Consider the following 23,855-nt stretch of genomic DNA (forward strand, 5'->3'; position numbering starts at 1 on the left):
GTCGTCGGCCGGCCCCGACGCAACGGCCTCACACGGCCGGAGGCGTTCCGACCGTCCCCCGCAGCCAGGCGTTGTCGCCCAGATCAGGATGGGCGGCGGTGATCAGCCGCACGGCCTCGGCCTTCGCCCGCTCGGCGAGCCCGCGCAGTTCCTCCCAGCTCAGCTCCGCCGTGGCCGGCGGCCAGTCCGTCGTAAGGGTGACGGTCGTCCCCTCCCGGTGGAAGGCGTAGACGTGCTGGCTGAGGGACGCCTCGACCGCGACGTCAGCGCGGGTCTCCAGTTCCCCTGCCGCGTGGTCCAGCAGCAGGGCGATGTCGACCACGGGCTCTCCCAACAGCCGCACGCCGAGGTCCACGCCGTGGACGACGAGCCGCAGGTCGGCCTTGAAGTACCGCAGACTGAAGTCCGAGGCGCTCAGGGCGGTGACCGGTGGCCGCCATTCCCGTGACCAGGAGTCGTCGTCCGCGCGCGGCTCGAAGGCGAAGTCGATCACCTGTCGTCCTTTCCCTCACCAGACGTTCTTGGGCATCGCGGTGACCAGGTTGCCGAACTCGTCGACGCCGAGCGGTATCAGCACTCTGGATCCCCATGGGATCCGGCGCGGATGACCGGCTCCGGACAGAGCTGTGCCCCGCCGAGTCGGTACTCGGCGGGGCACAGTTTCTCTGCGGCTCCCGGAAGGGTCTGTCGCGGCGCTCAGCTGGTGCCGTCGGTCGTGTACACGTGCATGCCGGGCACGTGCAGGGTGCCGCCGAACTGGCCCGCCTGGACGACCTTCACGTTGGTGAAGTAGATCAGCGGGATGTTCAACGGCGGCGGGTTGTCCGGGTCGAACGTGATCGGGATCAGGCCGAAGAGGTTGCCGGAGATCGACTCCGTGTACATCGTGGTGGCGCCGCCGGTGATCGTGGACTTCGAACCGGACGCGGCCTGCACGTGGTACGTCTTGCCGATCTTGGTGTCCTTGACCGTCTGGTGCAGGTCACCGATGTCGGTGCCGCCCGAGATGACGTACTTCAGCACCTTCTTCGTCTTGCCGCTCGCCGTCTTCACCTCGACGATGCCCTGGTAGTCGGCGCTCTTCAGCGTCAGCGAGCTGGCGCTCAGGTACCAGGGGTCGTCCGCGACCAGAACCTTGTTGTCGACACCGCTCACGTCGTCCGTGGCGGCGTCGCAGTCGTCGGCCGACGTGGTGGAGCTCGCGGACGGGCTCGCCGAGGCGCTGGAGGTCGCGTCCTCGGCTGCCTTGGTGACGTCCTTGGTGACGTCGTCGGCCGCCTTGGTCGCCGTGTCGGTGCTGTCCTTGACCGTGTCCGTGACCTTCTTGACGGTCTTGGAGACGGCGTCGGAGCCGCTGTCGTCGCCCGACGAGGACGAGGACGACGAGTCCGACGAGGCCGAGGACGAGGCGGACGGCGACGGCGTGGCGCTCGCGGTGGAGTCCGACGAGGACGAACTCGTCGTGCTGCCGCCGCTGAGGATGCTGCCGATCGCGTCCCCGATCGAGTCCAGCAGGCCACCGCCGCTACTGCTCGCGGAGGCGGACGGCGACGCGGTCGCCGTGCTCCCGGAGTCCGACGAACCGGAGGACCCCGACGAGTCGGAGGAACCCGAATCGCCCGAGGACGAGGACGACTTGGACGCGGACGGCGTCGGCGTGGCCGTGTCGTCGGAACCTGAATCCGACGAGGACGACGTGTCCGACGACGAGTCCTTGGAGTCGTCCGACGCCGTGGCCGACGGCGTGGCCGAGTCCGTGGCCTTGTCGCTCGCGCTCGCCGAGGCGGAGGGCGACGCGGAGTCCAGGGCGGACACGCAGTCCTTGTAGTCCTCGGCCAGGCTCTTCGACGACGCCGACGACGTGCTGTTGGTGTCGGCGATCGCGAGCGAGGACGTGAACCCGAAGCCCATGAGCACGGCCGTCGGCATCGCCACGGAGGCTATCGCCTTGCCCGCCGGCATGTGGAACCTGGTGAACAGCGGCTTCTTGGGCGCCGCATGCCGCGGCCCGGTTCTCACACGGGACTCGTCCACCTCAGTCCCGTGGGTCACCTCGTCAGCCGGCACTGTGCCTCCCGTTCGCCCCGTTCACCGGGCTCGTTCCTGACAGGTCGTTCTCCCCCAGCGCCGCACGGGACTGGAAGGTGTCCCCCTCGCCCGCACCGTCCGGACCCGGGTGGTAGGCGGCCTCCTGCGGGGCGTCGTCCCCCGCCGGCGGCACGTCGCCCTCCGGCTGCGGCTGCTTGGGCACACCCGGACCCCAGGCCACGGCCATCGCTCCGCCGATCAGGGCGAGCACGAAGCCCATGATGAAGCCACCGAAGTTGGAGACGGGGAGGGACACCAGCGCCAGCAGGATCGCGGCGACTCCCGCGAACGTGCGGATGTGCTTCTGGAACCAGAGGCTGACGCCCAGGACGACGAGCAGCACACCGATGATCAGGGATCCGGCGCCCGCGGTGGTCGACATCGCCACCGTCAGGCTGCCGAGCTGGAGATGCGCGTACGGGAAGTACATGATCGGAAAGCCGGCGAGCAGGATGTACAGACCGGCCCAGAACGGCCGCGTGCCCCGCCAGGCGCGGAACTGCAGCCTCCGGCGGGTGAACTGGCCGGGTACGGCGGCAGGGGTCTCGGCGCTCATGGAAAACAGCTCCCTGGTGCGGCGTTGCTGTGGTGGTGATGCTGTGTGGTGCGGTGGTTGTTCCTTGTACCGCGCGTGAAGACCGTGGGCGGAAGGTGGACGGGCGGGGGTGCCGTCGGCTCCCCCGCCCGTCACGGAGTGCTTAGTAGCACTCCGCGCCCGAAGTCGAGACGGACATGTGCAGACCGCTCAGCTTGAAGGTTCCGGCAGTGGTGGCCCACGCCGTCTGCTTCACGCCGGTCAGCGAGGCGTGGTCCGCCTCCTGCCCGAACCCGTTCGGGTTGGTCAGGCCCTTGCTGACCTCGTCCTGCTTGATGCCAGGACCCTTGCTCATGCTTCCGGCGGCGACACCGATGTTGATGTTGGTGAACGTCGCGTCCGCGGTGAGGTCGTCGAGGTCGATGTACAGCTTGGTGGCCTCGACCGGCTTGTTCGTGTCGGCGCCCGCGTGCAGGATCAGGCTGACGTTCCCGAAGAACGGCACGTTCGGCGTGACCACGGACTGACACAGGTTGGTGATGGTGGCGCTGTTGAACGCCGACACCGCCACCGGGTGGGTGTTGGCCTTCGTGGCGCTGCTGCCCATGTCGACAGCACCGTACTGCTCGAAGCCATCACCCTCGAGCGAGTCGGCCGAGACCTTGAACTGCTGGCCCGACACGCTGAACGACGCGGCGAGAGCACCCTGCGCGAGGGCGACACCTATACACGCCGTGGCGGCGACGCTGGGCACCATGACCACAGCGAACCGCTTCCATCTGGTCCCGCCACGCACCTGGGACTCCATATTTCCTCCTTCTCGGACGTACATCTCCTGGCCCCGGATCGCCACCGACGGCGGCTCGGCCGGGCAGGGATGGGAGAAGTGCTACGTCCTCGGAAGGGGAGCGCCCGTCCTCGGAGGCACGAACGCACCTCGATCACCGGCGATCACCCCCGAGCGACAACCACTGGTCGCGCCTGACACGCATCACGCACAACCTTGCTGGACAGGCTTCGCGGTGAGGCGAAGACCCCCCTGCCCAAGAACCGGCGTCACTGCCGCCGACTCTGCTCGGTGGGGACCCACATGAACCCGCTGCCCGACCGGCTGTCGGGGTACGGGAATGGACCGAGCGTCGCCGATCGTGGTGCATTCTCGCCGCCCGCACAAGGGGCTTCGTTACTCGGTAGTAACGGGCGGATAACCGAAGGACGACCCACCGGTCTCGGAAAGCGACTCTGGGTGGCATCCGGGGGCAGAGCAAAGCAGTTGATCAGTGGACGAAACCAGACAGACCAACTGCCCCGATTTACTCCGAGTAACAGCGGTCGCGATTACCAAGATTTGGTAAAGAGCGACCGCCGTGGCCCCGCCTCGGCAAATCTTTCACTCCGGCATCACAGGACGTGACGTTTAGCGACTGGTCAGAACCGTGTTCAGACCGTTGTCTAGAACAGCGCGCGTGCCAGCGCCCTGCGCGCCCCCACGACTCGCGGGTCGTCGGTGCCCACGACCTCGAAGAGCTCAAGAAGCCGCCGCCGTACGGCATCCCGGTCGTCCCCGGCCGTCCGCTGCACGGTCTCGATCAGCCGCCCGAAGGCGTCCTCGACATGCCCGCCCACCAGGTCCAGGTCGGCCGCCGCGATCTGCGCCCCGGCGTCGGCCGGCTTCTCGGCCGCGTCCCTGCGCACCTGCTGGGGGTCCATCCCCTGCACCCGCTGGAGCAACTCGGCCTGCGCGAGCCCCAGCTTGGCCTCGCTGTTGGCGGGATCGTCGCTCAGCACGTTCTTGTACGCCTGGACCGCGCCGCCGAAGTCACCCGCGTCCAGCGCCTGGACGGCGGCCTCCAGGAGTGCGTCGTACGGGCCCGCGGGCACCACCGCGGGGCCGGCCGGGGCACCCGGCTCGGCATCGGGGTCGACGACGAGGCCGGTCAGGCCGAACCGCTGCTCGGCGACCTGCACCAGCTGATCCAGCGTCCCGCGGATCTGCTCCTCGCCGGCCGCGCCCTGGAAGAGGGGCAGTGCCTGCCCGGCGACGACGGCGAAGACCGCCGGGATCCCCTGGACCCCGAACTGCTGCATCAGCATCTGGTTGGCGTCGACGTCGATCTTCGCCAGCAGGAAGCGGCCGTTGTACTCGACGGCGAGGCGCTCCAGGACCGGGCTCAGCTGCTTGCAGGGCTGACACCACTCGGCCCAGAAGTCGATGACGACAGGGACTTCGGCGGACCGCTGGAGGACATCGCGCTCGAAGCCGGCTTCGTCGACGTCGATGACCAGGTCGGCCGGGGACACGGCACCGGCACCACCCTGCCGGGCCGCTTCGGCGCGCGTCTGCTCGGCTTTGGTCTTGGCCTCCTGGGCCGCCTTGACCGCGGCGAGGTCGACGACGCCGCTCATGGACATGTTCCGTGGCTGCATGCGTCTATCCTCCCCCGTTCCCGCGCGTGTGTGAAAAGCGTTGTGAAAGCCGGGCCGAACCTGTGTTCACCGACGGCGCCGGGTCCCCACCCCGCGCCATGGTCGTCGCCCGTGCGGTCACCCACGAGCTTTCGCTACGACCCGTAGCGTAATGCCATCGGGGACCCGCGCGACACCACTTTCCGGTGATCTCCCTCACGGCATCACATGAACCGCCGGTTATGGTCGTGGGATGCAGAGCCGCACCCCCGCCGGACGTACCGGCCGCCCGCGCAGCGCCGCCGCGGACACGGCGATCCTGGAGGCGACGCGGCAGGCACTGGTCGAACTGGGCTGGTCCAAGCTCACCCTGGGAGACGTGGCCACGCGGGCCGGGGTTGCAAAGACGACCCTCTACCGCCGCTGGGCGGGCAAGAACGAGCTCGTCGTCGACGCGGTGGCGGAACTGTTCGACGAACTCGAACTCCCCGACCGCGGCAGCCTGGCGGACGACATCGAGGGCGTCGTACTCCAGTTCGCGGCGATCCTCGACCGCCCGGAGGCCCGCAGCGGCCTGATGGCGGCGGTCGCCGAGTCGACCCGCGACGACGCGCTGCGGGAACGCATCCGCGCGTCCATCGTGGACCGGCAGAAACGGTTGGTCCTGGAGGGCCGGGAGCGCGCCCAGTGCCGGGGCGAACTCCCCTCCGAGCCGGACCCGGAGGAGGCCGCCCGCACGGTGGACCTGATCTTCGACATGGTGGCGGGTGCGGTGGTCCACCGCACCCTGATGAGCGGCAAGCCGGCGGACGAGGCCTGGGTACGCGACTTCACCCGCGTCCTCCTGCTGGGCCTCGCCGCCCAGCCGACGACCGAGCCCCCCGAACCAGCCGCTCCTCCCACCAAGCCGACCAGACCGACCGCTCCCCACCCCACCGAGCCGACCAGGCCGACCGCCACCCGGCCCACCTAGCCGCCCGCTGCCCGCTGCCCGCCCCACCCAGCCGACCAAGACAGCAACTTCTGGTCCGACCGAACCGACCGGGACGGCAACTTCTCGTCCGACCGAGCCGACCCGGACGGCAACTTCTCACCCGACCGAGCCGACCGAGACCGCCACTTCTCGTCCGACCGAGTCGGGTGGTGGGTGGGCATGGGGTTCGGGGGTCCAGGGGGCGGAGCCCCCTGGTGCGGGGCTAGAAACCCGCCGGCTCCGTGTAGACGCCCCACTCGTCCCGCAGCACCCCGCAGATCTCACCCAGGGTCGCCTCGGCCCGTACGGCGTCCAGCATCGGCTCGATCATGTTGGCGCCGGACCGCGCCGCGCCCAGCATCGCGTCCAGGGCCGCACGCACCGCGCCCTCGTCCCGCGCCGCGCGCCGTACGCCCAGCACCCGCACCTGCTCCCGCTCGACCTCGTGCGAGACGCGGAGGATCTCCAGGTCCCCGGTGACAGACCCGGTGTGGACGTTGACGCCGACGACCCGCTTGTCGCCCTTCTCCAGCGACCGCTGGTACTGGAAGGCGGACTCGGCGATCTCGCCGGTGAACCAGCCGTCCTCGATCCCGCGCAGGATGCCCGAGGTGACCGGCCCGATCGGGTGCCGCCCGTCCGGATGGGCGCGCAGCCCCCGCTCCTTGATCTGCTCGAAGATCTTCTCGGCGTCGGCCTCGATCCGGTCGGTGAGCTGCTCCACGTACCAGGAACCGCCCAGCGGGTCCGCCACGTTGGCGACGCCGGTCTCCTCCATGAGCACCTGCTGCGTGCGCAGCGCGATCTCGGCGGCCTGCTCGCTCGGCAGGGCGAGGGTCTCGTCGAGGGCGTTGGTGTGCAGCGAGTTGGTCCCGCCGAGCACGGCCGCCAGCGCCTCCACCGCCGTGCGCACCACGTTGTTGTACGGCTGCTGGGCGGTCAGCGAGACGCCGGCGGTCTGGGTGTGGAAGCGCAGCCACTGCGCCTTGTCGGACCGGGAGCCGTACACGTCCCGCATCCACCGCGCCCAGATCCGGCGCGCGGCACGGAACTTGGCGATCTCCTCGAAGAAGTCGACGTGCGCGTCGAAGAAGAAGGAGAGGCCGGGTGAGAAGACGTCCACGTCGAGGCCGCGGGAGAGCCCCAGTTCGACGTAGCCGAAGCCGTCCGCGAGCGTGTAGGCCAGCTCCTGCGCGGCCGTCGCGCCCGCCTCGCGGATGTGGTAGCCGGAGACGGAGAGCGGCTTGTACGCGGGGATGCCGGCGGCGCAGTACTCCATCAGGTCGCCGATCAGCCGCAGATGGGGTTCGGGCTGGAACAGCCACTCCTTCTGGGCGATGTACTCCTTGAAGATGTCGGTCTGGAGTGTGCCGTTGAGGACCGACGGGTCGACGCCCTGCCGTTCGGCGGCGACGAGGTACATGCAGAAGACGGGCACGGCGGGCCCGCTGATGGTCATGGACGTCGTGACGTCGCCCAGTGGGATGTCCTTGAACAGGACCTCCATGTCGGCTGCGGAGTCGATGGCGACCCCGCAGTGCCCGACCTCGCCGAGCGAGCGGCCGTCGTCCGAGTCCCGCCCCATGAGGGTCGGCATGTCGAAGGCGACCGAGAGGCCGCCGCCGCCGTTGGCGAGGATCATCTTGTAGCGCTCGTTGGTCTGCTCGGCGTTGCCGAACCCGGCGAACTGGCGGATGGTCCAGGTCCGCCCCCGGTAGCCGGTCGGATACAGCCCGCGCGTGAAGGGGTACTCCCCCGGCCAGCCGATCCGCTCGAATCCCTCGTAAGTGTCCCCCGGTCGGGGCCCGTACACCGGCTCCACGGGGTCCCCGGAGAGCGTGGTGAAGTCGGCGTCCCGCTTGCGGGCCGCGTCGTAACGGGCCTGCCAGCGTCGGCGGCCCTCCTCGATGGCGTCAGCGTCCATGCTTCGAATTTACTAGGACGTCCTACTAAATGTCGATGGAAAACCGCCGCACGGGTGTCCGTACGGCGGTACGCCCCAGGGGCTCCCCCGGGGACTACGGCTAGGCCTGGACCTTCGCGGCCACCGGAGAACCCTCGGTGACCTTGGCGTCCAGCTCGCGGGTGACCTTGCGCTCCACGAAGAACGCGGCGGTCGGGACGGTGCCCGCCAGCAGCACCCACAGCTGCTTGCCGACCGGCCACTTCGCCTTGGAGCCCAGGTCGAAGGCGAAGACCAGGTAGACGACGTAGAGCCAGCCGTGCGCGATGGCGACGACGCGTGTGACGTCGGCCGCACCGTCGATGTCCAGCCCGTACTTGGCGATCATGCTCAGGCACAGCAGCACCAGCAGCACACCGGTGACGTAGGCCAGGACGCGGTAGCGGGTCAGCACGCTCTTTTTCATGGGGACGAGCGTAACCACCCGTTCCGGGAGATCTTGTCCCGGGTCACTCCTCCGCAGGACGCGCGTTCAGTCCTCGTCGAAGTCGTTCGCGTGGACCCGCAGCGGTCTCAGCATCGCGAAGATCTCCCCGCACTCCTCGGCGTCGTACACCCCGAGCCCGAAGTCCATCGCCATCAGGTCGCGGGTGGCCGCCTCGACGACCCCGCGGCCCTTCTCGGTGATGGTGGCGAGCGTGCCGCGCCCGTCGTTGGGGTTGGGCCGCTTGTCGACCAGACCGGACTTCACCAGCCGGTCGACGGTGTTCGTCACCGAGGTCGGGTGGACCATCAGCCGCTCGCCGATCTTCGACATCGGCAGCTCGCCGGCCTTGGAGAAGGTGAGCAGCACCAGCGCCTCGTAGCGCGCGAACGTCAGCCCGTACGGCTTGACCACCGCGTCGACCTCGGCCAGCAGGATCTGCTGGGCCCGCATGATCGACGTGATCGCGGCCATCGACGGGACGTTTCCCCAGCGCTGCTTCCAGAGGTCGTCGGCACGGGCGATGGGGTCGAAGGGGAGACTGAGAGGCTTGGGCACGTCACCGACCCTACCGGCCGGTCATATAGGGGTCAGCCGTGTCTCGGCTTTCGGTCACCGCCGCCGCGGCAGCCACCGCGACACCGGCGCCGCGCCCGTCCCGGACGGCCGCTACGGCACCGGCCGGGGCGACCGCCGGGCCGCCGCCGCCAGGCCGCAGCAGCAGGCCGTCCCCACCACCCCCGCGCCCGCCACGGTCGCCCGGACGCCCACGGCCTCCGCCGCCAGCCCCGCCAGCGTCATGCCGACGCCCTGCAGGGTCATGAGCCCGGCGCTGAGCACGGTCATGGCCCGGCCGCGCAGCTCCTCGGGCACGGCCCGCACGAACCACTGGTCGAGGCCCAGCGTGTACGCCGACCCGGCCCCCGCCACCAGCAGGAACAGCAGCGAGAGCGCGAGGGACGGGTGCAGGGCGTACCCCAGGTACGGCAGCAGGGTGAGGCAGACCAGCGGGAGGGCAATCCGCTCCCGGGCGGCCGGGCCGAGCCGGGCGCCCGCGTACAGCTCACCGGCGACCGTGCCGACCGGCAGCGCGCACATCAGCAGGCCGAGCCCGGGGGATCCGGTGCCGAGCGCGTCGGCGTAGGGGGCCGCGAGGGCCTCGGGGACGACGGCGAACATCGCCGGGACCCAGAAGAGGAGGAGCAGGATGCGGATGCGGCGGTCGGCGAGCAGCTGCCGGGTGCCGCCGCGCTCCCGGTCCAGGGCCCGCGCGCGGGCGGGGCGGCGCCGGGTGCCGAGGCGAAGCAGCGCGGCGGAGGCGAGGAAGGTGACGACGGTGATCAGCAGGGCGTGCCGTGGGGTGAGGACGGCGAGGAGCAGTCCGCCGAGGCCGTAGCCGACCAGCAGCGCGCTCTGCGCGACGATCCGCAGCAGGGAGCGGCCGAGCACGAACAGGTCGCCGCCGCCGAGGATGTCGGAGAGGGTCGCCATCCGGGTGCCGGCGAACACCGGCGAGACGACGGCGAGGGCGCAGCGCAGCGCGAGCAGCACGCCGATGCCGGTGCCGGGGACCGCCATCACGGCGACGCAGCCCGCGCACACCACATCGCACACCACCAGCACCCGGCGGGCCGGGAACCGGTCGGCGACCGGGGCCAGGAGCGTGCCGCCGACCAGGTAGGGCAGGAACCCCAGCGCGAAGGTCAGGGCGCTGAGCAGCGGCGATCCCGTGAGGTCGTAGACCAGCACGGAGAGTGCGATCTCACTGACGATCACGCCGAGCATGGACAGGACGTGGGCGGCGAAGACGGCCCGGAACTCGGGCACGGCGAGGACCCGGCCGTAGCCGGCGGGTCGCTGGAGGGCAGGCGCGGACATGGACGGCAGCGTGCCCGTACCCCGGCCCACCGCTTAGAGTTTCGGCACCAGCCGAATCTTCCTGCCCTCCCCGGGACCCGCCATGCCCTCCCACCTCCACTTCGACGAGGACGACTTCCTCCGGTGCCGGTTCGCCGTGTCCCCGCTGTGGGAGACGCAGGAGGCGGTGCGCACCCTGCGGCGGCCGGACCGGCACGGCTATCACGCGCCCTGGCTACGGCGGATCAGGACGGTGGCGGCCGGTCTCGACCTGAGGCCGCTGTGGCTGCTGATGCCCCGGCGCGGCCACTCGCCCGACTGGCTGGTGGCGCCGCCGACCGGTCCGGCCGCCGCCGTCGAGGAGGAACTGGCGGCCCTGCGGGCGGTCGACCCGGAGACGGCCCGGGCGGACACCGCGCGCTCGCTCGCGGACACACCGGGCGCGCTGGAGTCGGCGACCGGCCGGGCCTGGCTGGCGGACCCGGCGCGCATGGTCCGGGAGCTGACGGACGCGCTGGAGGAGGCCTGGCGCGTGCTGGTGGCCCCGGACTGGCCCCGGCTGCGCGCCCTGCTGGAGGCGGACATCGCCTTCCACTCCCGGCGGCTCGCGGAGGTCGGCCTGGGCGGGCTGCTGCCAGAGATCCACCACCGCTTCGGCTGGCGGCCGGGCACGCTGACCGTGGCCTCGCCCGGCGGCGCGTACGAGCGGCGCCTGGGCGGGCAGGGCCTGGTCCTGATGCCGAGCGTGTTCACCTGGCCGGACGTGATCAGCACCTTCGACCCGCCGGCCCGGCCCACGCTGGTCTACCCGGCCCGGGGCATCGGCGGCCTGTGGACCGACCCGGCGGACAGCACGCCCGACGCCTTGGTTCGGCTGCTGGGCCGGGGCCGCGCCACGGTCCTGGCCGCCCTCGCCGAACCGGCCGCCACCACCGCCCTCGCCCACCGGCTGCGCCTCGCCCCGTCCTCGGTCTCCGCGCACCTGGCGGCCCTGCGCGACGCGGGCCTGCTCACCTCGCGCCGCTACGGCCACCAGGTGCTGTACGAGCGGACCCCGCTGGGCATCGCGCTGGCCTCGGGCGGCACGGCTCCTGCGGACTGAGCGAAGCACCGGCCCGGAAAACTCCGCGGACCGGCCGGACCGGCTGGGCCGGCTGGGCCGGCTACTGGGCCAGGTGCCGTTCGACCGTCGCCACCTTGCTGGTGAGCCCGTCGGTGACGCCCGGCCGGATGTCCGCCTTGAGGACCAGGGAGACGCGCGGCGCGCGCTCCTCGACGGCGGCGACGGCGCGCCTGACGACGTCCATCACCTCGTCCCAGTCGCCCTCGATCGAGGTGAACATGGCGTCGGTGCGGTTGGGCAGCCCGGACTCGCGGACCACCCGGACGGCGTCGGCGACGTACTCCCCGACGTCCTCGCCGACGCCCAGCGGCGTCACGGAGAAGGCGACGATCATGCGTTCACGACCCCTTCCTTGCGGGCGCGGGCGGCGATGACCTCGTCCTCGGCGGCGCGCTTGAGCCGGCGCTCGGCGAAGAAGCCGCCGGTCGGCAGGACGGAGAGGACGAAGTAGAAGAGGCCGGTCTTCAGGGACCACTTGGTGCGGTTCCAGGCGTCGGCCCAGAAGATCACGTAGAGGATGAACAGGACACCGTGGACCGCGCCCATCACGGGCACCGCGTTGAAGTCCGTGGTCCGCTTGAGCACCGAGCAGACGAGCAGGATCAGGAAGGAAACGGCCTCCGGGGCGGAGACCAGGCGGAGGCGGCGGATGGCGGTGGCGGTCTTGATGTCCACGAGTCACCTTCGGTGGGAGGACGTCCACTCTTTGTGAACGCGAGCACAAACGTTCAACCATTGTGGCAAAGGGGCGGTGCGGCCCCGGCGCGGGGGTGGCAGGCTGGGCCGGGCGACGAAGGGGGCGCGGGTATGCCGTTCGTGTTCTTCATGACCCTGCCGGGGCTGGTGGTGTTGCTCACCGTGCTGGCCTTCGTGGACCAGCTGCTGCTGCGGGCCGGCCGGGCCGGGGTACTGCCCTGGCGGAACGCCGCCCGGCAGGGCCAGGTCTCCGCGACCGGCTTCGAGCAGCTGCACGCGGCGCTCTCCCCCGGCAAGCAGAACGAGCTGAAGGAGCGGCAGAGCGCGCTGGTGCTGCGCGACGACGAGGAGGACGGCGCGCCGCCGAGGTCCACGGTCGACCTGACGGCCGGTACGGCGGTGATCCGCCTCCCCGGCGAGCACCGGCACCGCTGACCACCGCACCCCCTGACCGCCGCACCCATGGCCGCCGCACCCCTAAGGGACGGTTCCGGGGTGATGTCCACCCACGGGACCTGTCGCCGCCGTCTGCCTGCGGCTACCTTCGCAGCGTGGCGATGTTCCGACTTCAGGGAAGCAAGGTGCTCGCCGTCGAGATGACCGGGGACGCCGTGAAGGCGAAGAACGGCTCGATGGTCGCGTACGACGGGCAGATGGCGTTCAAGAAGCTGAGCGGCGGCGGCGAGGGACTGCGCGGGATGGTGACCCGGCGGCTCACCGGCGAGCAGATGACGGTGATGGAGGTGAAGGGGCACGGGACGTGCTGGTTCGCGGACCGGGCGTCGGAGATCAACCTGGTCGGTCTCCAGGGCGACAAGCTGTACGTCGAGTCCAGCAACCTGCTCGCGACCGACGCGGGCCTGCGCACCGGCACGACGTTCACCGGCCTGCGCGGGGCCTCCCAGGGCAACGGCCTGTTCACCACCACGGTCGAGGGCCACGGCCAGGCGGCGATCATGTCGGACGGCCCGGCGGTGGTGCTCAGAGTCAGTTCCCAGTACCCGCTGACCGTCGACCCGGGTGCCTACATCGCCCACCAGGGCAACCTCCGCCAGTCCTTCCAGTCGGGTGTGACCTTCCGCACGTTCTTCGGCGAGGGCGGCGGGGAGGCCTTCCAGATCCGGTTCGAGGGGGACGGCCTGGTGTACGTACAGCCGAGCGAGCGCAACACGATCGCGGGGGACGTCTGACATGGCCCTGCGCGAGGTGAACTCCAAGATGGTCGAGGCGACCGTCGTCCCCGGGCAGCGGCTGTTCAGCCAGCGCGGCGCGATGCTCGCCTACAAGGGCGAGGTGTCCTTCACGCCCAACATCCAGGGCGGTCAGGGCGGGCTGATGTCGATGCTCGGCCGCCGGGTCGCCGGCGAGGCGACCCCCCTCATGTCCGTCGAGGGCAGCGGCACGGTCTTCTTCGGGCACGGCGGCCACCACGTCCACGTCATCACGCTCACCGGCGACACCCTCTACGTCGAGGCGGACCGGCTGCTCGCCTTCGAGGGCACGCTCCAGCAGGGCACGATGTTCATGGGCTCCCAGGGCGGTGTGATGGGCATGGTGCGCGGCCAGGTCACCGGCCAGGGCCTGTTCACCACCACCCTCAAGGGCCACGGCGCGGTCGCCGTGATGGCCCACGGCGGGGTCTTCGAGATCCCGGTCACCCCGCAGCGCCCGGTCCATGTCGACCCGCAGGCCTACGTCGCCCACCACGGCGACGTCCGCAACAAGCTGTCGTCGGCGCTCGGCTGGCGGGAGATGGTCGGCCGGGGCTCGGGCGAGGCGTTCCAGCTGGAGCTCAGCGGCAACGGCATGGTGTACGTGCAGGCCTCGGAGGAGAAGCTGTGAGCGCATACGGAGCAGCGGGGCCGGCCGGACCGGTCGTGTACGACCCGATGACCCTGCCCGTCGACGACAACGTCAACAAGTACACCTTCTGCGTGGAGCTCAAGGGCAGCCAGTGGTTCCTGCAGAAGGGGAAGATGATCGCCTACTACGGCTCGATCGACTTCAACGGCATCGGGCACGGCCGTTTGGACCGACTTGTCCGGACGTCGTTCCATTCGCCTCTGCACGCGAGCGACTGGGTGGTGGCGGAGGGCTCGGGCCGGATGCTCCTCGCCGACCGGGCGTTCGATGTGAACTCGTACGACCTCGACGACGGCAACCTGACCATTCGCTCCGGCAACCTGCTCGCTTTTCAGCCAAGTCTCGCGTTGAAGCAATCCATCGTTCCCGGTTTTCTGACCCTTATCGGAACCGGAAAGTTTGTGGCGGCGTCCAACGGTCCGGTGGTGTTCATGGAACCCCCCGTCCGGGTGGACCCGCAGGCACTGGTGGGATGGGCCGACTGCCCCTCCCCGTGCCACCACTACGACCATGGGTACATGACCGGCGTGATGGGCGGTCTACGTGCACTGACAGGCCTCGGCGGGGCCTCCGGAGAGGAGCATCAGTTCGAGTTCGTAGGGGCCGGTACGGTCCTGTTGCAGTCCACCGAGACCCTGATGGCCGAGCAGGCCGCGGGAGCGGTTCCGCACGAGCCCGGAGTACCCGGTGGAGGCACCCCCTCCACAGGACATTCACAGCAACCGGGCGCACCGCGCCTTCCCGGACAGCTGGGGGACCTCCAGCGTCGCTTCGGGCTGTGAGCGGTAGTCTGCGGAGTGTGACATCGAACGCGTGCGCACAGTCACACCACCCTCACTAGTTCGCCTTTCAACATTTTAGGTAGACTTCATTCATGGAGACCGAGACGGCCACGCGCTGGCTGACCGATGCGGAGCAGTGCGCCTGGCGCACCCACCTGGAGGTCAACAGGCTGTTGACGTACCAGCTCGAAAAGGACCTGCAGCCGTTCGGCCTGACAATGAACGACTACGAGATCCTGGTGAACCTGTCCGAGTCGGAGGACTACCGGATGCGGATGAGCGACCTCGCGTCCGCCACCCTCCAGTCCAAGAGCCGGCTGTCCCACCAGATCACCCGTATGGAGAACGCGAACCTGGTCCGCCGCGAGAACTGCGAGTCCGACCGCCGCGGGCTGTTCGCCGTCCTCACCGAGCACGGCATGGAGACGATGAAGAAGGTGGCGCCACATCATGTCGCCTCCGTGCGACGGCACTTCATCGACCTGCTGTCGCCGGAGGCGCTCATCGAACTGGACAAGGGCCTCAAGCCCATCGCGGAACACCTGCGGGGGCAGCGCGGGCGACCGTGACCCCGAGCAGCACCGAGGAGCGGCGGACGGGAGTTCAGGTCCCGTCCGCCGCTCCGCTGTGTGCGGCTCCGTCCCCCGCCCGACCGGCCAGCCGTCGAGCATGTCACCGGTGTTGTACTGGTCGTGCCTGATCCGGAAGGCCTTCAGTTCCTCGCGGCTGCGCTCCGCGTACGCGCCGAGCTTGTCGCCGAGGGCGAGGTGGCCCGCATCCGCTGCTCACGACCGGACCGTCGCTGAATGTGTCCGCGCCACCGGCCGCACGACGAACCCGCCGCCGGAATTCACCCGTCCGACCCAGAGCACCGCCCGGGAAACAGCCCGCACCGCCACCGTGGGCCGAGTAGCTGCTGCCGCGGCAGTACAGCGCCCCGTAAGGGGCGCGGGGAACTGCGCGAGCAGCCCCCACCGGCCCGCGGCCGGGGGACGGCCTGAGCCACCGCGGCGGCTAGCCCTCCGTCAGGCCCGCCACCAGTTCGTCCGCCGCGCGGTACGGGTCCAGCTCGCCGGCTGCGATGCGCTCCGCGAGGGCGCCGAGGTGGCGGTCTCCGTGGAGGTCGGCGATGCGTGCGCGCAGGGCCGTGACCGCGATCGTCTCGACCTCGCGGGAGGCGCGGGCCAGGCGGCGCTCCGCCAGGACGCCCCGTTCCTCCATCCAGGCGCGGTGCTTCTCCAGTGCTTCCACCAGTTCGTCGATGCCCTCCGACCGCGCGGCGACCGTCTTGACGATCGGGGGCCGCCAGTCGCCCGGGCCGCGGGACTCGCCGAGGCCCAGCATGTGGTTCAGCTCGCGGGCCGTGGCGTCGGCGCCGTCCCGGTCCGCCTTGTTGACGACGTAGACGTCGCCGATCTCCAGGATTCCGGCCTTGGCCGCCTGGATGCCGTCGCCCATCCCGGGGGCGAGCAGGACGACGGAGGTGTCCGCCTGGGAGGCGATCTCGACCTCCGACTGGCCCACCCCGACGGTCTCGACGAGGATCACGTCGCAGCCGGCCGCGTCCAGGACGCGGATGGCCTGGGGCGCCGACCAGGCGAGGCCGCCCAGGTGGCCCCGCGTCGCCATCGAGCGGATGTAGACGCCGGGGTCGGACGCGTGGTCGGACATCCGGACGCGGTCGCCGAGCAGGGCGCCCCCCGAGAAGGGGGACGACGGGTCGACGGCCAGCACGCCGACCCGTTTGCCCTGTTTGCGATAGGCGGTCACGAGCGCCGACGTCGAGGTCGACTTGCCGACCCCGGGCGAGCCGGTCAGGCCCACGACGTAGGCGTTGCCCGTCAGCGGCGCGAGTGCCGCCATGACCTCCCTGAGCTGCGGAGACGCCCTCTCCACCAGGGAGATCAGGCGGGCCACCGCTCGCGGTCGGCCCTCCCTGGCCTGGGCCACCAGTGAGGAGACGTCCTGCATCACAGCTCCGTTCGCTCTCGTTCGCTCGAAGAAACCGGCTCAGGCCTTCGGTACCCGCACGATCAGCGCGTCACCCTGGCCGCCGCCACCGCACAGCGCAGCCGCGCCGACCCCGCCGCCCCGGCGCTTGAGCTCCAGGGCCAGGTGCAGGACGAGCCGGGCGCCGGACATGCCGATGGGGTGGCCGAGGGCGATGGCTCCGCCGTTCACGTTCACCTTTTCGGTGGTCACCCCGAGGTCCTTCATTGACTGGACGGCGACGGCGGCGAAGGCCTCGTTGATCTCGATGAGGTCCAGGTCGCCGGCGTCCAGGCCCTCCTTCTTCAGGGCGTGGTTGATGGCGTTCGACGGCTGGGACTGGAGCGAGTTGTCCGGTCCGGCCACGTTGCCGTGGGCGCCGATCTCGGCGAGCCACTGCAGGCCCAGCTCCTCGGCCTTGGCCTTGCTCATCACGACCACGGCCGCGGCGCCGTCGGAGATCTGCGAGGAGGTGCCGGCGGTGATCGTGCCGTCCTTCGTGAACGCGGGGCGGAGCCTGCCCAGCGACTCCACCGTGGTGTCGCCGCGGATGCCCTCGTCCTTGCTGAAGACGACCGGCTCGCCCTTGCGCTGCGGGATCTCGACCGGGGTGATCTCGGCCTCGAAGATGCCGTTCTTCTGCGCGGCGGCGGCCCGCTGGTGGGACAGGGCGGCCACCGCGTCCTGCTCCTCGCGGCCGAGGCCGAGGCGGGTGTTGTGCTTCTCGGTCGACTCGCCCATCGGGATGTTCTCCCAGGCGTCGGTCAGGCCGTCGTAGGCCATCGCGTCGAGCATCTCGACGGCGCCGTACTTGAAGCCCTCGCGGGACTTGGGGAGCAGGTGCGGGGCGTTGGTCATGGACTCCTGGCCGCCCGCGACCACGATGTCGAACTCGCCGGCGCGGATCAGCTGGTCCGCGAGGGCGATGGCGTCGAGGCCGGAGAGGCAGACCTTGTTGATCGTGAGCGCCGGGACGCTCATCGGGATGCCGGCCTTGACGGCGGCCTGGCGGGCCGGGATCTGCCCGGCGCCGGCCTGGAGCACCTGCCCCATGATCACGTACTGCACCTGGTCGCCCCCGATCCCCGCACGGTCGAGGGCGGCCTTGATCGCGAAGCCGCCGAGGTCGGCTCCGGAGAAGGACTTCAGCGAGCCCAGCAGTCGTCCCATGGGCGTACGCGCGCCCGCGACGATCACCGAGGTGGTTCCAGAGGTTCCAGAAGTCATGAGCTGCGAATCCCCTTACCGGCTGCACTGCCGAGGAGTGAACGAGGGTTTACTTCGAATGTATTGCGTGGCACTCCGTGCCGTCATCGGGCCGTCAGTGTGATCGCTGGCACGTTGCGTAACCATCGTCGTGGCGCTGCACTGAATCCATGCTGACGCGAATCGACCACATCGGGATCGCCTGCCACGACCTCGACGCGACCGTCGAGTTCTACAAGGCCACGTACGGCTTCGAGGTGTTCCACACCGAGGTCAACGAGGAACAGGGCGTGCGCGAGGCCATGCTCAAGATCAACGAGACGTCCGACGGCGGCGCCTCCTACCTGCAGCTTCTCGAACCGACCCGGGAGGACTCGGCGGTCGGCAAGTGGCTCGCGAAGAACGGCGAGGGGGTCCACCACATCGCCTTCGGTACGGCGGATGTGGACGGGGACGCGGCCGACATCCGGTCCAAGGGCGTACGCGTTCTGTACGACGAGCCACGGATCGGCTCCATGGGGTCGCGGATCACCTTCCTGCACCCGAAGGATTGCCACGGCGTACTGACAGAACTGGTCACTTCGGCGGCTGTTGAGTCACCTGAGCACTGACCCTCGTACATATGGGCCGGTAGGGTTGGGGGCGGTCGCCCCTTCGCACGTTCGCAGGGCCGGGGCGACCGCATGCCGGGGTCCGGGTTTCGGGGGACGAGCGTCGGGGCAGCAGCCCGTGCTCCGCCGTTGATCTGACACCATTCCCCGGGGGCCCCGTTCGGCGGATGGACGGTGCTCGTACGGAGAAGGTTGCGACCAGGGGACGGATGGGACCGCGCAGTGCGGGGCTACGAGAGCCAGGAGCGAGAGCCGGCGGCTGACGTCGACCACCTCACTCGTTTCGAAGCCGAGATGAAACGGCTGAAGACCGAGCGGGAAAAGGCGATCCAGCATGCCGAGGACCTCGGCTACCAGGTCGAGGTGCTGCGCGCCAAGCTGCACGAGGCGCGCCGCACCATCATGTCCCGGCCCGCGTTCGACGGCGGTGACATCGGCTACCACGCCGAGCAGTTGCTGCGGAACGCCCAGGTGCAGGCCGACCAGATCCGCCAGGAGGCGGAGCGGGTGGCCGCGGAGGCCAGGGCGCAGACCCAGCGGATCCTCCAGGAGCACGCCGAGCAGGCCGCGCGGCTCCAGGCCGAGCTGCACCAGGAGGCGGTGACCCGCCGCCAGCAGCTGGACCAGGAGCTGGCCGAGCGCCGGCAGACCGTCGAGTCGCACGTCAACGAGAACGTGTCGTGGGCCGAGCAGCTGCGCGCCCGCACCGAGTCGCAGGCCCGCCGGCTGCTCGACGAGTCGCGGGCCGAGGCCGAGCAGGCCATGAGCGCCGCCCGGGCCGAGGCCGAGCGGATCGCCACCGAGGCCCGCCAGCGGGTGACCAGTGACGCCGAGGCGGCCCGCTCAGAGGCCGAGCAGCTGCTGCTGCGCGCCCGCCGGGACGCCGAGCGGCTGCTGAACGCCGCGTCCACGCAGGCCCAGGAGGCCACCGACCACGCGGAGCAGCTGCGCAACTCCACCGCGACGGAGTCGGACAGCGCCCGTCGGCAGGCCGGTGAGCTGAGCCGGGCCGCCGAGCAGCGGATGGCGGAGGCCGACGAGGCGCTGCGCAAGGCGCAGTCCGAGGCGGAGAAGCTGGTCACCGAGGCCGAGGCGAACGCCACGAAGGCGCTCTCCAGTGCCGAGGCCAGCAACCAGCAGCGCACCCAGACGGCCAAGGAGCAGGTCGCCCGGCTGGTCAGCGAGGCCACCAAGGAGGCCGAGGCCACCAAGGCGAGCGCCGAGCAGGTCGTCGCGGACGCCCGCGCCGAGGCCGAGAAGATCATCGCGGAGGCCTCCGAGAAGGCCCGCAGCCTCACCGCCGAGGAGAGCGCCTCCCAGCTGGCGAAGGCCGCCAAGACCGCCGAGGACGTCCTGAACCGGGCGGCCGAGGAGGCCAGGCAGACCACCAAGGGCGCCGCCGAGGAGGCCGAGCGGATCCGCACCGAGGCGGAGACCGAGGCGGACCGGCTGCGCGCCGAGGCGCACGACATCGCCGAGCAGCTGAAGGGCACGGCGAAGGACGACACCAAGGAGTACCGCGCCAAGACCGTCGAGCTGCAGGAGGAGGCCCGCCGGCTGCGCGGCGAGGCCGAGCAGCTGCGGTCCGACGCGGTCGCCGAGGGCGAGTCGATCCGCGCCGAGGCCCGGCGCGAGGCCGTGCAGCAGATCGAGGAGGCGGCCAAGTCCGCCGAGGAGCTGCTCGCCAAGGCCAAGGCCGACGCCGACGAGCTGCGGCAGACCGCGACCACGGACAGCGAGAAGGTCCGCACCGAGGCCATCGAGCGCGCCACCACGCTGCGCCGGCAGGCCGAGGAGACCCTGGAGCGCACCCGCCAGGAGGCCGAACGGCTCCGCGCGGAGGCCCAGGAGCAGTCCGAGGCGATGCAGGCCGACGCCGAGCGGGCCGCGGCCGACATGCGCGCGGAGACCGAGCGGGGCGTCGAGGCCCGGCGCGCGGAGGCCGCCGACGAGCTGACCCGCCTGCACAGCGAGGCCGAGGACCGGCTCACCGGCGCCGACCAGGCGCTGACGGAGGCGCGCGAGGAGTCCGGCCGGATCCGCCGGGAGGCCGCCGAGGAGACCGACCGGCTGCGCGGCGAGGCCGCCGAGCGGATCCGTACGCTCCAGCAGCAGGCCGAGACCGAGGCCGAGCGGCTGCGCGACGAGGCCGCCGCCGACGCCTCCGCGTCCCGCGCGGAGGGCGAGACCATCGCCGTACGGCTGCGGTCCGAGGCCGCGGCCGAGGCGGAGCGGCTCAAGCAGGAGGCACAGGACACCGCCGACCGGGTCCGTGCCGAGGCGCAGGCGGCGGCCGAGCGGCTGTCCACCGAGGCGTCCGAGACGCTGGCCGCCGCCCAGGAGGAGGCCGCCCGGCGGCGCCGCGAGGCCGAGGAGCTCCTCGGTTCCGCCCGCCAGGAGGCCGACCAGGAGCGCGAGCGGGCCCGCGAGCAGAGCGAGGACCTGCTGGCCCAGGCCCGCAACCGGGTCGAGGAGGCGCAGGCCGAGGCGGTACGGCTGGTCGAGGAGGCGGACCGGCGGGCCACCGAGATGGTGTCGGCCGCCGAGCTCCACGCCCAGCAGGTGCGGGACTCGGTCTCCGGGCTGCACGAGCAGGCGCAGGAGGAGATCACCGGGCTGCGCTCGGCCGCCGAGCACGCCGCGGACCGCACCCGGCGGGAGGCCGAGGAGGAGTCCGACCGGGTCCGCGCCGACGCCTATTCCGAGCGGGAGCGGGCCAGCGAGGACGCGACCCGGATCCGGCGCGAGGCGGCCGAGGCGTCCGAGGCGGCGAAGTCGCTCGCCGAGCGGACCGTCGCCGACGCGATGACCGAGTCGGAGCGGCTGCGGTCCGAGGCGGCGGCGCACGCCCAGCGGGTGCGCACCGAGGCCTCCGACACCGTCGCCCAGGCGGACCAGGACGCCACGCGCACGCGTGCCGAGGCGCGCGAGGACGCCAACCGGATGCGTTCGGACGCGGCGACCCAGGCCGACACCCTCATCACCGAGGCGCGCAACGAGGCCGAGCGGCTCCAGAACGAGACCATCGCCGAGGCCGACCGGGTCCGCGCCGACGCCATCGCGAAGGCGGAGAAGCTGATCGCGGACGCCACCGGCGACGCGGAGCGGCTGCGGGCCGAGGCCGCCGAGACGGTCGGCTCCGCCCAGCTGCACGCCGACCGGACCCGGGCCGACGCCGAGCGGCTCAAGGCGGACGCGGAGGCGACGGTCGAGCGCCTGCTCAACTCCGCGCGCGAGGAGGCCGAGCGGACCCTCGACGAGGCCCGCAGGGATGCCCACAGGCGCCGTCAGGACGTGGCCGAGCAGGTCGACACGCTCATCAACGAGACGACCGCCGAGGCCGACAAACTGCTCACCGAGGCGCAGCAGCAGGCGATGAAGACCACCGCGGACGCCGAGTCGCAGGCCGACACCATGGTGGGCGCGGCCCGCAAGGAGGCCGACCGGCTGGTGTCCGAGGCCACGGTCGAGGGCAACGCGCGGGTGGAGAAGTCCCGTACGGACGCGGACGAGCTGCTCGTCGGGGCCCGCCGGGACGCCACCGCCATAAGGGAGCGGGCGGAGGAGCTGCGCGAGCGCATCACCACCGAGATCGAGGAGCTGCACGAGCGGGCCCGCCGCGAGGCCGCCGAGACCATGAAGTCCACCGGCGACCGCTGTGACGCACTCATCAAGGCCGCCGAGGAGCAGCTCGCCAAGGCCCAGGCCAAGGCCAAGGACCTGGTCTCGGAGGCCAACTCCGAGGCGGGCAAGGTCCGGATCGCCGCCGTCAAGAAGGCGGAGGGGTTGCTCAAGGAGGCCGAACAGAAGAAGGCCACGCTGGTCCGGGAGGCCGAGGAGCTCAAGGCCGAGGCGATCCGCGAGGCCCGCCGCACGGTCGAGGAGGGAAAGCGCGAACTGGAGATCCTGGAGCGCCGGCGGGAGAACATCAACGGCGAGATCTCCCGTGTCCAGGACGTCCTGGAGGCGTTGGAATCCTTCGAGGCCCCGTCGGCAGGCAAGGACGGCGGGGTCAAGGCGGGCAGTACGGTGGGTGCCCCACGATCGGGTGGCAAGCCCTCAGAGGGCTAGAAGCCGGGGCCGGTTCTGTAGTGTTCTGAGGCTTTTGATTAAATCTGCGGCAGAGGCTTTGGCAAGCGATCTCACAGGTCGCCACTCAAAAGGGGTGTCATTCTCCAGATCAAACACGTATCCGCTCGATGACACACCGCTTCGGCCCCTAGGATTCCCCCTATCACCTCACCGGTCTCTTTCGACAGGAACCCCATGAGCGACACTTCCCCCTACGGCTTCGAGCTAGTGCGGCGTGGGTACGACCGCGCTCAGGTGGACGAACGGATCTCCAAGCTCGTCTCCGACCGTGACAGCGCTCTCGCCCGCATCACCGCTCTGGAAAAGCGCATCGAGGAGCTCCATCTCGAGACGCAGAACGCCCAGGCTCAGGTAACCGACGCGGAGCCGTCGTACGCCGGCCTCGGCGCGCGTGTCGAGAAGATCCTCCGCCTCGCCGAGGAGGAGGCGAAGGACCTGCGCGAGGAGGCCCGGCGCGCGGCCGAGCAGCACCGCGAGCTCGCCGAGTCGGCGGCCCAGCAGGTGCGCAACGACGCAGAATCGTTCGCTGCAGAGCGCAAGGCCAAGGCCGAGGACGAGGGCGTCCGGATCGTCGAGAAGGCCAAGAGTGACGCGTCGCAGCTGCGCTCCGAGGCCCAGAAGGACGCGCAGTCCAAGCGCGAGGAGGCGGACGCCCTCTTCGAGGAGACCCGTGCGAAGGCCGCGCAGGCCGCCGCCGACTTCGAGACGAACCTCGCCAAGCGTCGCGAGCAGTCCGAGCGTGACCTGGCGTCCCGCCAGCAGAAGGCGGAGAAGCGCCTCGCGGAGATCGAGCACCGCGCGGAGCAGCTGCGTCTCGAGGCCGAGAAGCTGCGCACCGACGCCGAGCGTCGCGCCCGCCAGACGGTCGAGACGGCTCAGCGCCAGGCCGAGGACATCGTTGCGGACGCGAACGCCAAGGCCGACCGGATCCGTTCGGAATCCGAGCGTGAGCTGGCCGCGCTGACCAACCGCCGCGACAGCATCAACGCCCAGCTGACCAACGTCCGCGAGATGCTGGCGACGCTGACGGGGGCGGCGGTGGCTGCCGCCAGCTCGCCGGCCGAGGACGAGCCGATCTCCCGCGGGGTTCCGGCGCAGCAGTCCCGGTAAGCCGTAGCGACATCGCAGGCCCGCATTCCCCTTCTCCGAGGGGGGTGCGGGCCTTCGTCGTTCGGCCGCGGGCCCGGTGGGGGTTGTTCGCGCAGTTCCCCGCGCCCCCAAAAGAAAAGGGGCGCGGGGAACTGCGC

The 23,855-nt window shown here is 70.9% G+C and carries 23 protein-coding genes; 10 read left to right on the top strand and 13 right to left on the bottom strand.

What is annotated here, in order from left to right; all coding sequences use genetic code 11:
• Window positions 1-28: 28 nt before the first annotated feature.
• The 5 genes from AB0D74_RS47525 to AB0D74_RS47545 form a co-directional block, all read right to left on the bottom strand.
• Window positions 29-493 (bottom strand): hypothetical protein, encoded by a 465-nt coding sequence (locus AB0D74_RS47525; RefSeq protein ID WP_362601831.1) that lies wholly within the window; start codon window positions 491-493, stop codon window positions 29-31.
• Window positions 494-696: 203 nt separating this feature from the next.
• Window positions 697-2,067: a hypothetical protein gene (locus tag AB0D74_RS47530; RefSeq protein ID WP_362601834.1), complete on the bottom strand. Its 1,371-nt coding sequence runs from the start codon at window positions 2,065-2,067 to the stop codon at window positions 697-699.
• Window positions 2,057-2,644, bottom strand: coding sequence for a DUF6114 domain-containing protein (locus tag AB0D74_RS47535; RefSeq protein ID WP_362601837.1), 588 nt, complete (start codon window positions 2,642-2,644; stop codon window positions 2,057-2,059). The genes AB0D74_RS47530 and AB0D74_RS47535 overlap by 11 nt, the downstream gene beginning before the upstream one ends.
• Window positions 2,645-2,786: 142 nt before the next feature.
• Complete coding sequence (locus tag AB0D74_RS47540) at window positions 2,787-3,431, bottom strand: DUF6230 family protein (RefSeq protein ID WP_362601841.1); 645 nt, start codon at window positions 3,429-3,431, stop codon at window positions 2,787-2,789.
• A gap of 644 nt (window positions 3,432-4,075) precedes the next feature.
• Window positions 4,076-5,050 (bottom strand): tetratricopeptide repeat protein, encoded by a 975-nt coding sequence (locus AB0D74_RS47545; RefSeq protein ID WP_362601844.1) that lies wholly within the window; start codon window positions 5,048-5,050, stop codon window positions 4,076-4,078.
• Between the two features lie 232 nt (window positions 5,051-5,282).
• Between AB0D74_RS47545 and AB0D74_RS47550 the strand changes: the two genes are divergently transcribed.
• Complete coding sequence (locus AB0D74_RS47550; protein ID WP_362601847.1) at window positions 5,283-6,002, top strand: TetR/AcrR family transcriptional regulator; 720 nt, start codon at window positions 5,283-5,285, stop codon at window positions 6,000-6,002.
• Between the two features lie 223 nt (window positions 6,003-6,225).
• Here the strand turns inward: AB0D74_RS47550 and AB0D74_RS47555 are convergent, their stop codons facing one another.
• The 4 genes from AB0D74_RS47555 to AB0D74_RS47570 form a co-directional block, all read right to left on the bottom strand.
• Window positions 6,226-7,926: a methylmalonyl-CoA mutase family protein gene (locus tag AB0D74_RS47555; RefSeq protein WP_362601850.1), complete on the bottom strand. Its 1,701-nt coding sequence runs from the start codon at window positions 7,924-7,926 to the stop codon at window positions 6,226-6,228.
• A 100-nt stretch (window positions 7,927-8,026) separates the two neighbouring features.
• Window positions 8,027-8,371 (bottom strand): DUF3817 domain-containing protein, encoded by a 345-nt coding sequence (locus AB0D74_RS47560; protein ID WP_362601853.1) that lies wholly within the window; start codon window positions 8,369-8,371, stop codon window positions 8,027-8,029.
• A gap of 66 nt (window positions 8,372-8,437) precedes the next feature.
• Entirely contained in the window at window positions 8,438-8,947 is a 510-nt protein-coding gene (locus AB0D74_RS47565; RefSeq protein WP_362601856.1) for a MarR family transcriptional regulator, read from the bottom strand.
• A 111-nt stretch (window positions 8,948-9,058) separates the two neighbouring features.
• A complete protein-coding gene (locus tag AB0D74_RS47570; protein ID WP_362601859.1) occupies window positions 9,059-10,267 on the bottom strand; it encodes an MFS transporter in 1,209 nt (402 codons plus the stop codon).
• 82 nt (window positions 10,268-10,349) lie between these two features.
• On the opposite strand from AB0D74_RS47570, the gene AB0D74_RS47575 reads away from it, so the two are divergent.
• Window positions 10,350-11,348, top strand: coding sequence for a DUF5937 family protein (locus AB0D74_RS47575; protein WP_362601862.1), 999 nt, complete (start codon window positions 10,350-10,352; stop codon window positions 11,346-11,348).
• 61 nt (window positions 11,349-11,409) lie between these two features.
• Here the strand turns inward: AB0D74_RS47575 and AB0D74_RS47580 are convergent, their stop codons facing one another.
• Together AB0D74_RS47580 and AB0D74_RS47585 are read right to left on the bottom strand one after the other, a co-directional pair.
• Complete coding sequence (locus AB0D74_RS47580) at window positions 11,410-11,703, bottom strand: MTH1187 family thiamine-binding protein (protein ID WP_362601866.1); 294 nt, start codon at window positions 11,701-11,703, stop codon at window positions 11,410-11,412.
• Complete coding sequence (locus AB0D74_RS47585; RefSeq protein WP_351962298.1) at window positions 11,700-12,044, bottom strand: DUF3817 domain-containing protein; 345 nt, start codon at window positions 12,042-12,044, stop codon at window positions 11,700-11,702. Before AB0D74_RS47585 ends, AB0D74_RS47580 begins: the two co-directional genes overlap by 4 nt.
• Before the next feature lie 132 nt (window positions 12,045-12,176).
• On the opposite strand from AB0D74_RS47585, the gene AB0D74_RS47590 reads away from it, so the two are divergent.
• The 5 genes from AB0D74_RS47590 (at window position 12,177) to AB0D74_RS47610 (ending at window position 15,279) form a co-directional block, all read left to right on the top strand.
• Window positions 12,177-12,500, top strand: a complete 324-nt coding sequence (locus AB0D74_RS47590) for a DUF6191 domain-containing protein (RefSeq protein ID WP_362601871.1) — start codon at window positions 12,177-12,179, stop codon at window positions 12,498-12,500.
• Between the two features lie 122 nt (window positions 12,501-12,622).
• Window positions 12,623-13,255: an AIM24 family protein gene (locus AB0D74_RS47595; RefSeq protein ID WP_362601894.1), complete on the top strand. Its 633-nt coding sequence runs from the start codon at window positions 12,623-12,625 to the stop codon at window positions 13,253-13,255.
• 1 nt (window position 13,256) lies between these two features.
• A complete protein-coding gene (locus AB0D74_RS47600; RefSeq protein ID WP_362601874.1) occupies window positions 13,257-13,907 on the top strand; it encodes an AIM24 family protein in 651 nt (216 codons plus the stop codon).
• Entirely contained in the window at window positions 13,904-14,710 is an 807-nt protein-coding gene (locus AB0D74_RS47605; RefSeq protein ID WP_362601877.1) for an AIM24 family protein, read from the top strand. The genes AB0D74_RS47600 and AB0D74_RS47605 overlap by 4 nt, the downstream gene beginning before the upstream one ends.
• A gap of 92 nt (window positions 14,711-14,802) precedes the next feature.
• Complete coding sequence (locus AB0D74_RS47610) at window positions 14,803-15,279, top strand: MarR family transcriptional regulator (protein WP_089098733.1); 477 nt, start codon at window positions 14,803-14,805, stop codon at window positions 15,277-15,279.
• Window positions 15,280-15,724: 445 nt separating this feature from the next.
• Here the strand turns inward: AB0D74_RS47610 and meaB are convergent, their stop codons facing one another.
• Window positions 15,725-16,681: a methylmalonyl Co-A mutase-associated GTPase MeaB gene (meaB, locus tag AB0D74_RS47615; RefSeq protein ID WP_362601882.1), complete on the bottom strand. Its 957-nt coding sequence runs from the start codon at window positions 16,679-16,681 to the stop codon at window positions 15,725-15,727.
• 39 nt (window positions 16,682-16,720) lie between these two features.
• Window positions 16,721-17,926, bottom strand: a complete 1,206-nt coding sequence (locus tag AB0D74_RS47620; RefSeq protein ID WP_362601885.1) for an acetyl-CoA C-acetyltransferase — start codon at window positions 17,924-17,926, stop codon at window positions 16,721-16,723.
• Window positions 17,927-18,075: 149 nt separating this feature from the next.
• Here AB0D74_RS47620 and mce point away from each other — a divergent pair, with 149 nt between their 5' ends.
• From mce to AB0D74_RS47635, 3 genes are all read left to right on the top strand, one after another.
• Entirely contained in the window at window positions 18,076-18,516 is a 441-nt protein-coding gene (mce, locus tag AB0D74_RS47625; protein WP_351714588.1) for a methylmalonyl-CoA epimerase, read from the top strand.
• A gap of 222 nt (window positions 18,517-18,738) precedes the next feature.
• Window positions 18,739-22,587 (top strand): polarized growth protein Scy, encoded by a 3,849-nt coding sequence (gene scy, locus AB0D74_RS47630; protein ID WP_362601890.1) that lies wholly within the window; start codon window positions 18,739-18,741, stop codon window positions 22,585-22,587.
• 195 nt (window positions 22,588-22,782) lie between these two features.
• Window positions 22,783-23,718, top strand: a complete 936-nt coding sequence (locus tag AB0D74_RS47635) for a cellulose-binding protein (protein ID WP_089098739.1) — start codon at window positions 22,783-22,785, stop codon at window positions 23,716-23,718.
• The last annotated feature ends 137 nt before the right edge of the window (window positions 23,719-23,855 follow it).

Source organism: Streptomyces sp. NPDC048278 (genome assembly GCF_040652195.1).
GTDB lineage: Bacteria > Actinomycetota > Actinomycetes > Streptomycetales > Streptomycetaceae > Streptomyces.

Bases quoted from the DNA above. Each gene is read 5' to 3' on its own strand.
- AB0D74_RS47555 (WP_362601850.1), bottom strand. From the start codon at position 7,926: ATGGACGCTGACGCCATCGAGGAGGGCCGCCGACGCTGGCAGGCCCGT.
- meaB (WP_362601882.1), bottom strand. From the start codon at position 16,681: ATGCAGGACGTCTCCTCACTGGTGGCCCAGGCCAGGGAGGGCCGACCG.
- AB0D74_RS47595 (WP_362601894.1), top strand. From the start codon at position 12,623: ATGTTCCGACTTCAGGGAAGCAAGGTGCTCGCCGTCGAGATGACCGGG.
- AB0D74_RS47570 (WP_362601859.1), bottom strand. From the start codon at position 10,267: ATGTCCGCGCCTGCCCTCCAGCGACCCGCCGGCTACGGCCGGGTCCTC.
- mce (WP_351714588.1), top strand. From the start codon at position 18,076: ATGCTGACGCGAATCGACCACATCGGGATCGCCTGCCACGACCTCGAC.
- AB0D74_RS47610 (WP_089098733.1), top strand. From the start codon at position 14,803: ATGGAGACCGAGACGGCCACGCGCTGGCTGACCGATGCGGAGCAGTGC.
- AB0D74_RS47550 (WP_362601847.1), top strand. From the start codon at position 5,283: ATGCAGAGCCGCACCCCCGCCGGACGTACCGGCCGCCCGCGCAGCGCC.
- AB0D74_RS47590 (WP_362601871.1), top strand. From the start codon at position 12,177: ATGCCGTTCGTGTTCTTCATGACCCTGCCGGGGCTGGTGGTGTTGCTC.
- AB0D74_RS47535 (WP_362601837.1), bottom strand. From the start codon at position 2,644: ATGAGCGCCGAGACCCCTGCCGCCGTACCCGGCCAGTTCACCCGCCGG.
- AB0D74_RS47600 (WP_362601874.1), top strand. From the start codon at position 13,257: ATGGCCCTGCGCGAGGTGAACTCCAAGATGGTCGAGGCGACCGTCGTC.
- AB0D74_RS47635 (WP_089098739.1), top strand. From the start codon at position 22,783: ATGAGCGACACTTCCCCCTACGGCTTCGAGCTAGTGCGGCGTGGGTAC.
- AB0D74_RS47620 (WP_362601885.1), bottom strand. From the start codon at position 17,926: ATGACTTCTGGAACCTCTGGAACCACCTCGGTGATCGTCGCGGGCGCG.
- AB0D74_RS47560 (WP_362601853.1), bottom strand. From the start codon at position 8,371: ATGAAAAAGAGCGTGCTGACCCGCTACCGCGTCCTGGCCTACGTCACC.
- AB0D74_RS47540 (WP_362601841.1), bottom strand. From the start codon at position 3,431: ATGGAGTCCCAGGTGCGTGGCGGGACCAGATGGAAGCGGTTCGCTGTG.
- AB0D74_RS47580 (WP_362601866.1), bottom strand. From the start codon at position 11,703: ATGATCGTCGCCTTCTCCGTGACGCCGCTGGGCGTCGGCGAGGACGTC.
- AB0D74_RS47545 (WP_362601844.1), bottom strand. From the start codon at position 5,050: ATGCAGCCACGGAACATGTCCATGAGCGGCGTCGTCGACCTCGCCGCG.
- AB0D74_RS47575 (WP_362601862.1), top strand. From the start codon at position 10,350: ATGCCCTCCCACCTCCACTTCGACGAGGACGACTTCCTCCGGTGCCGG.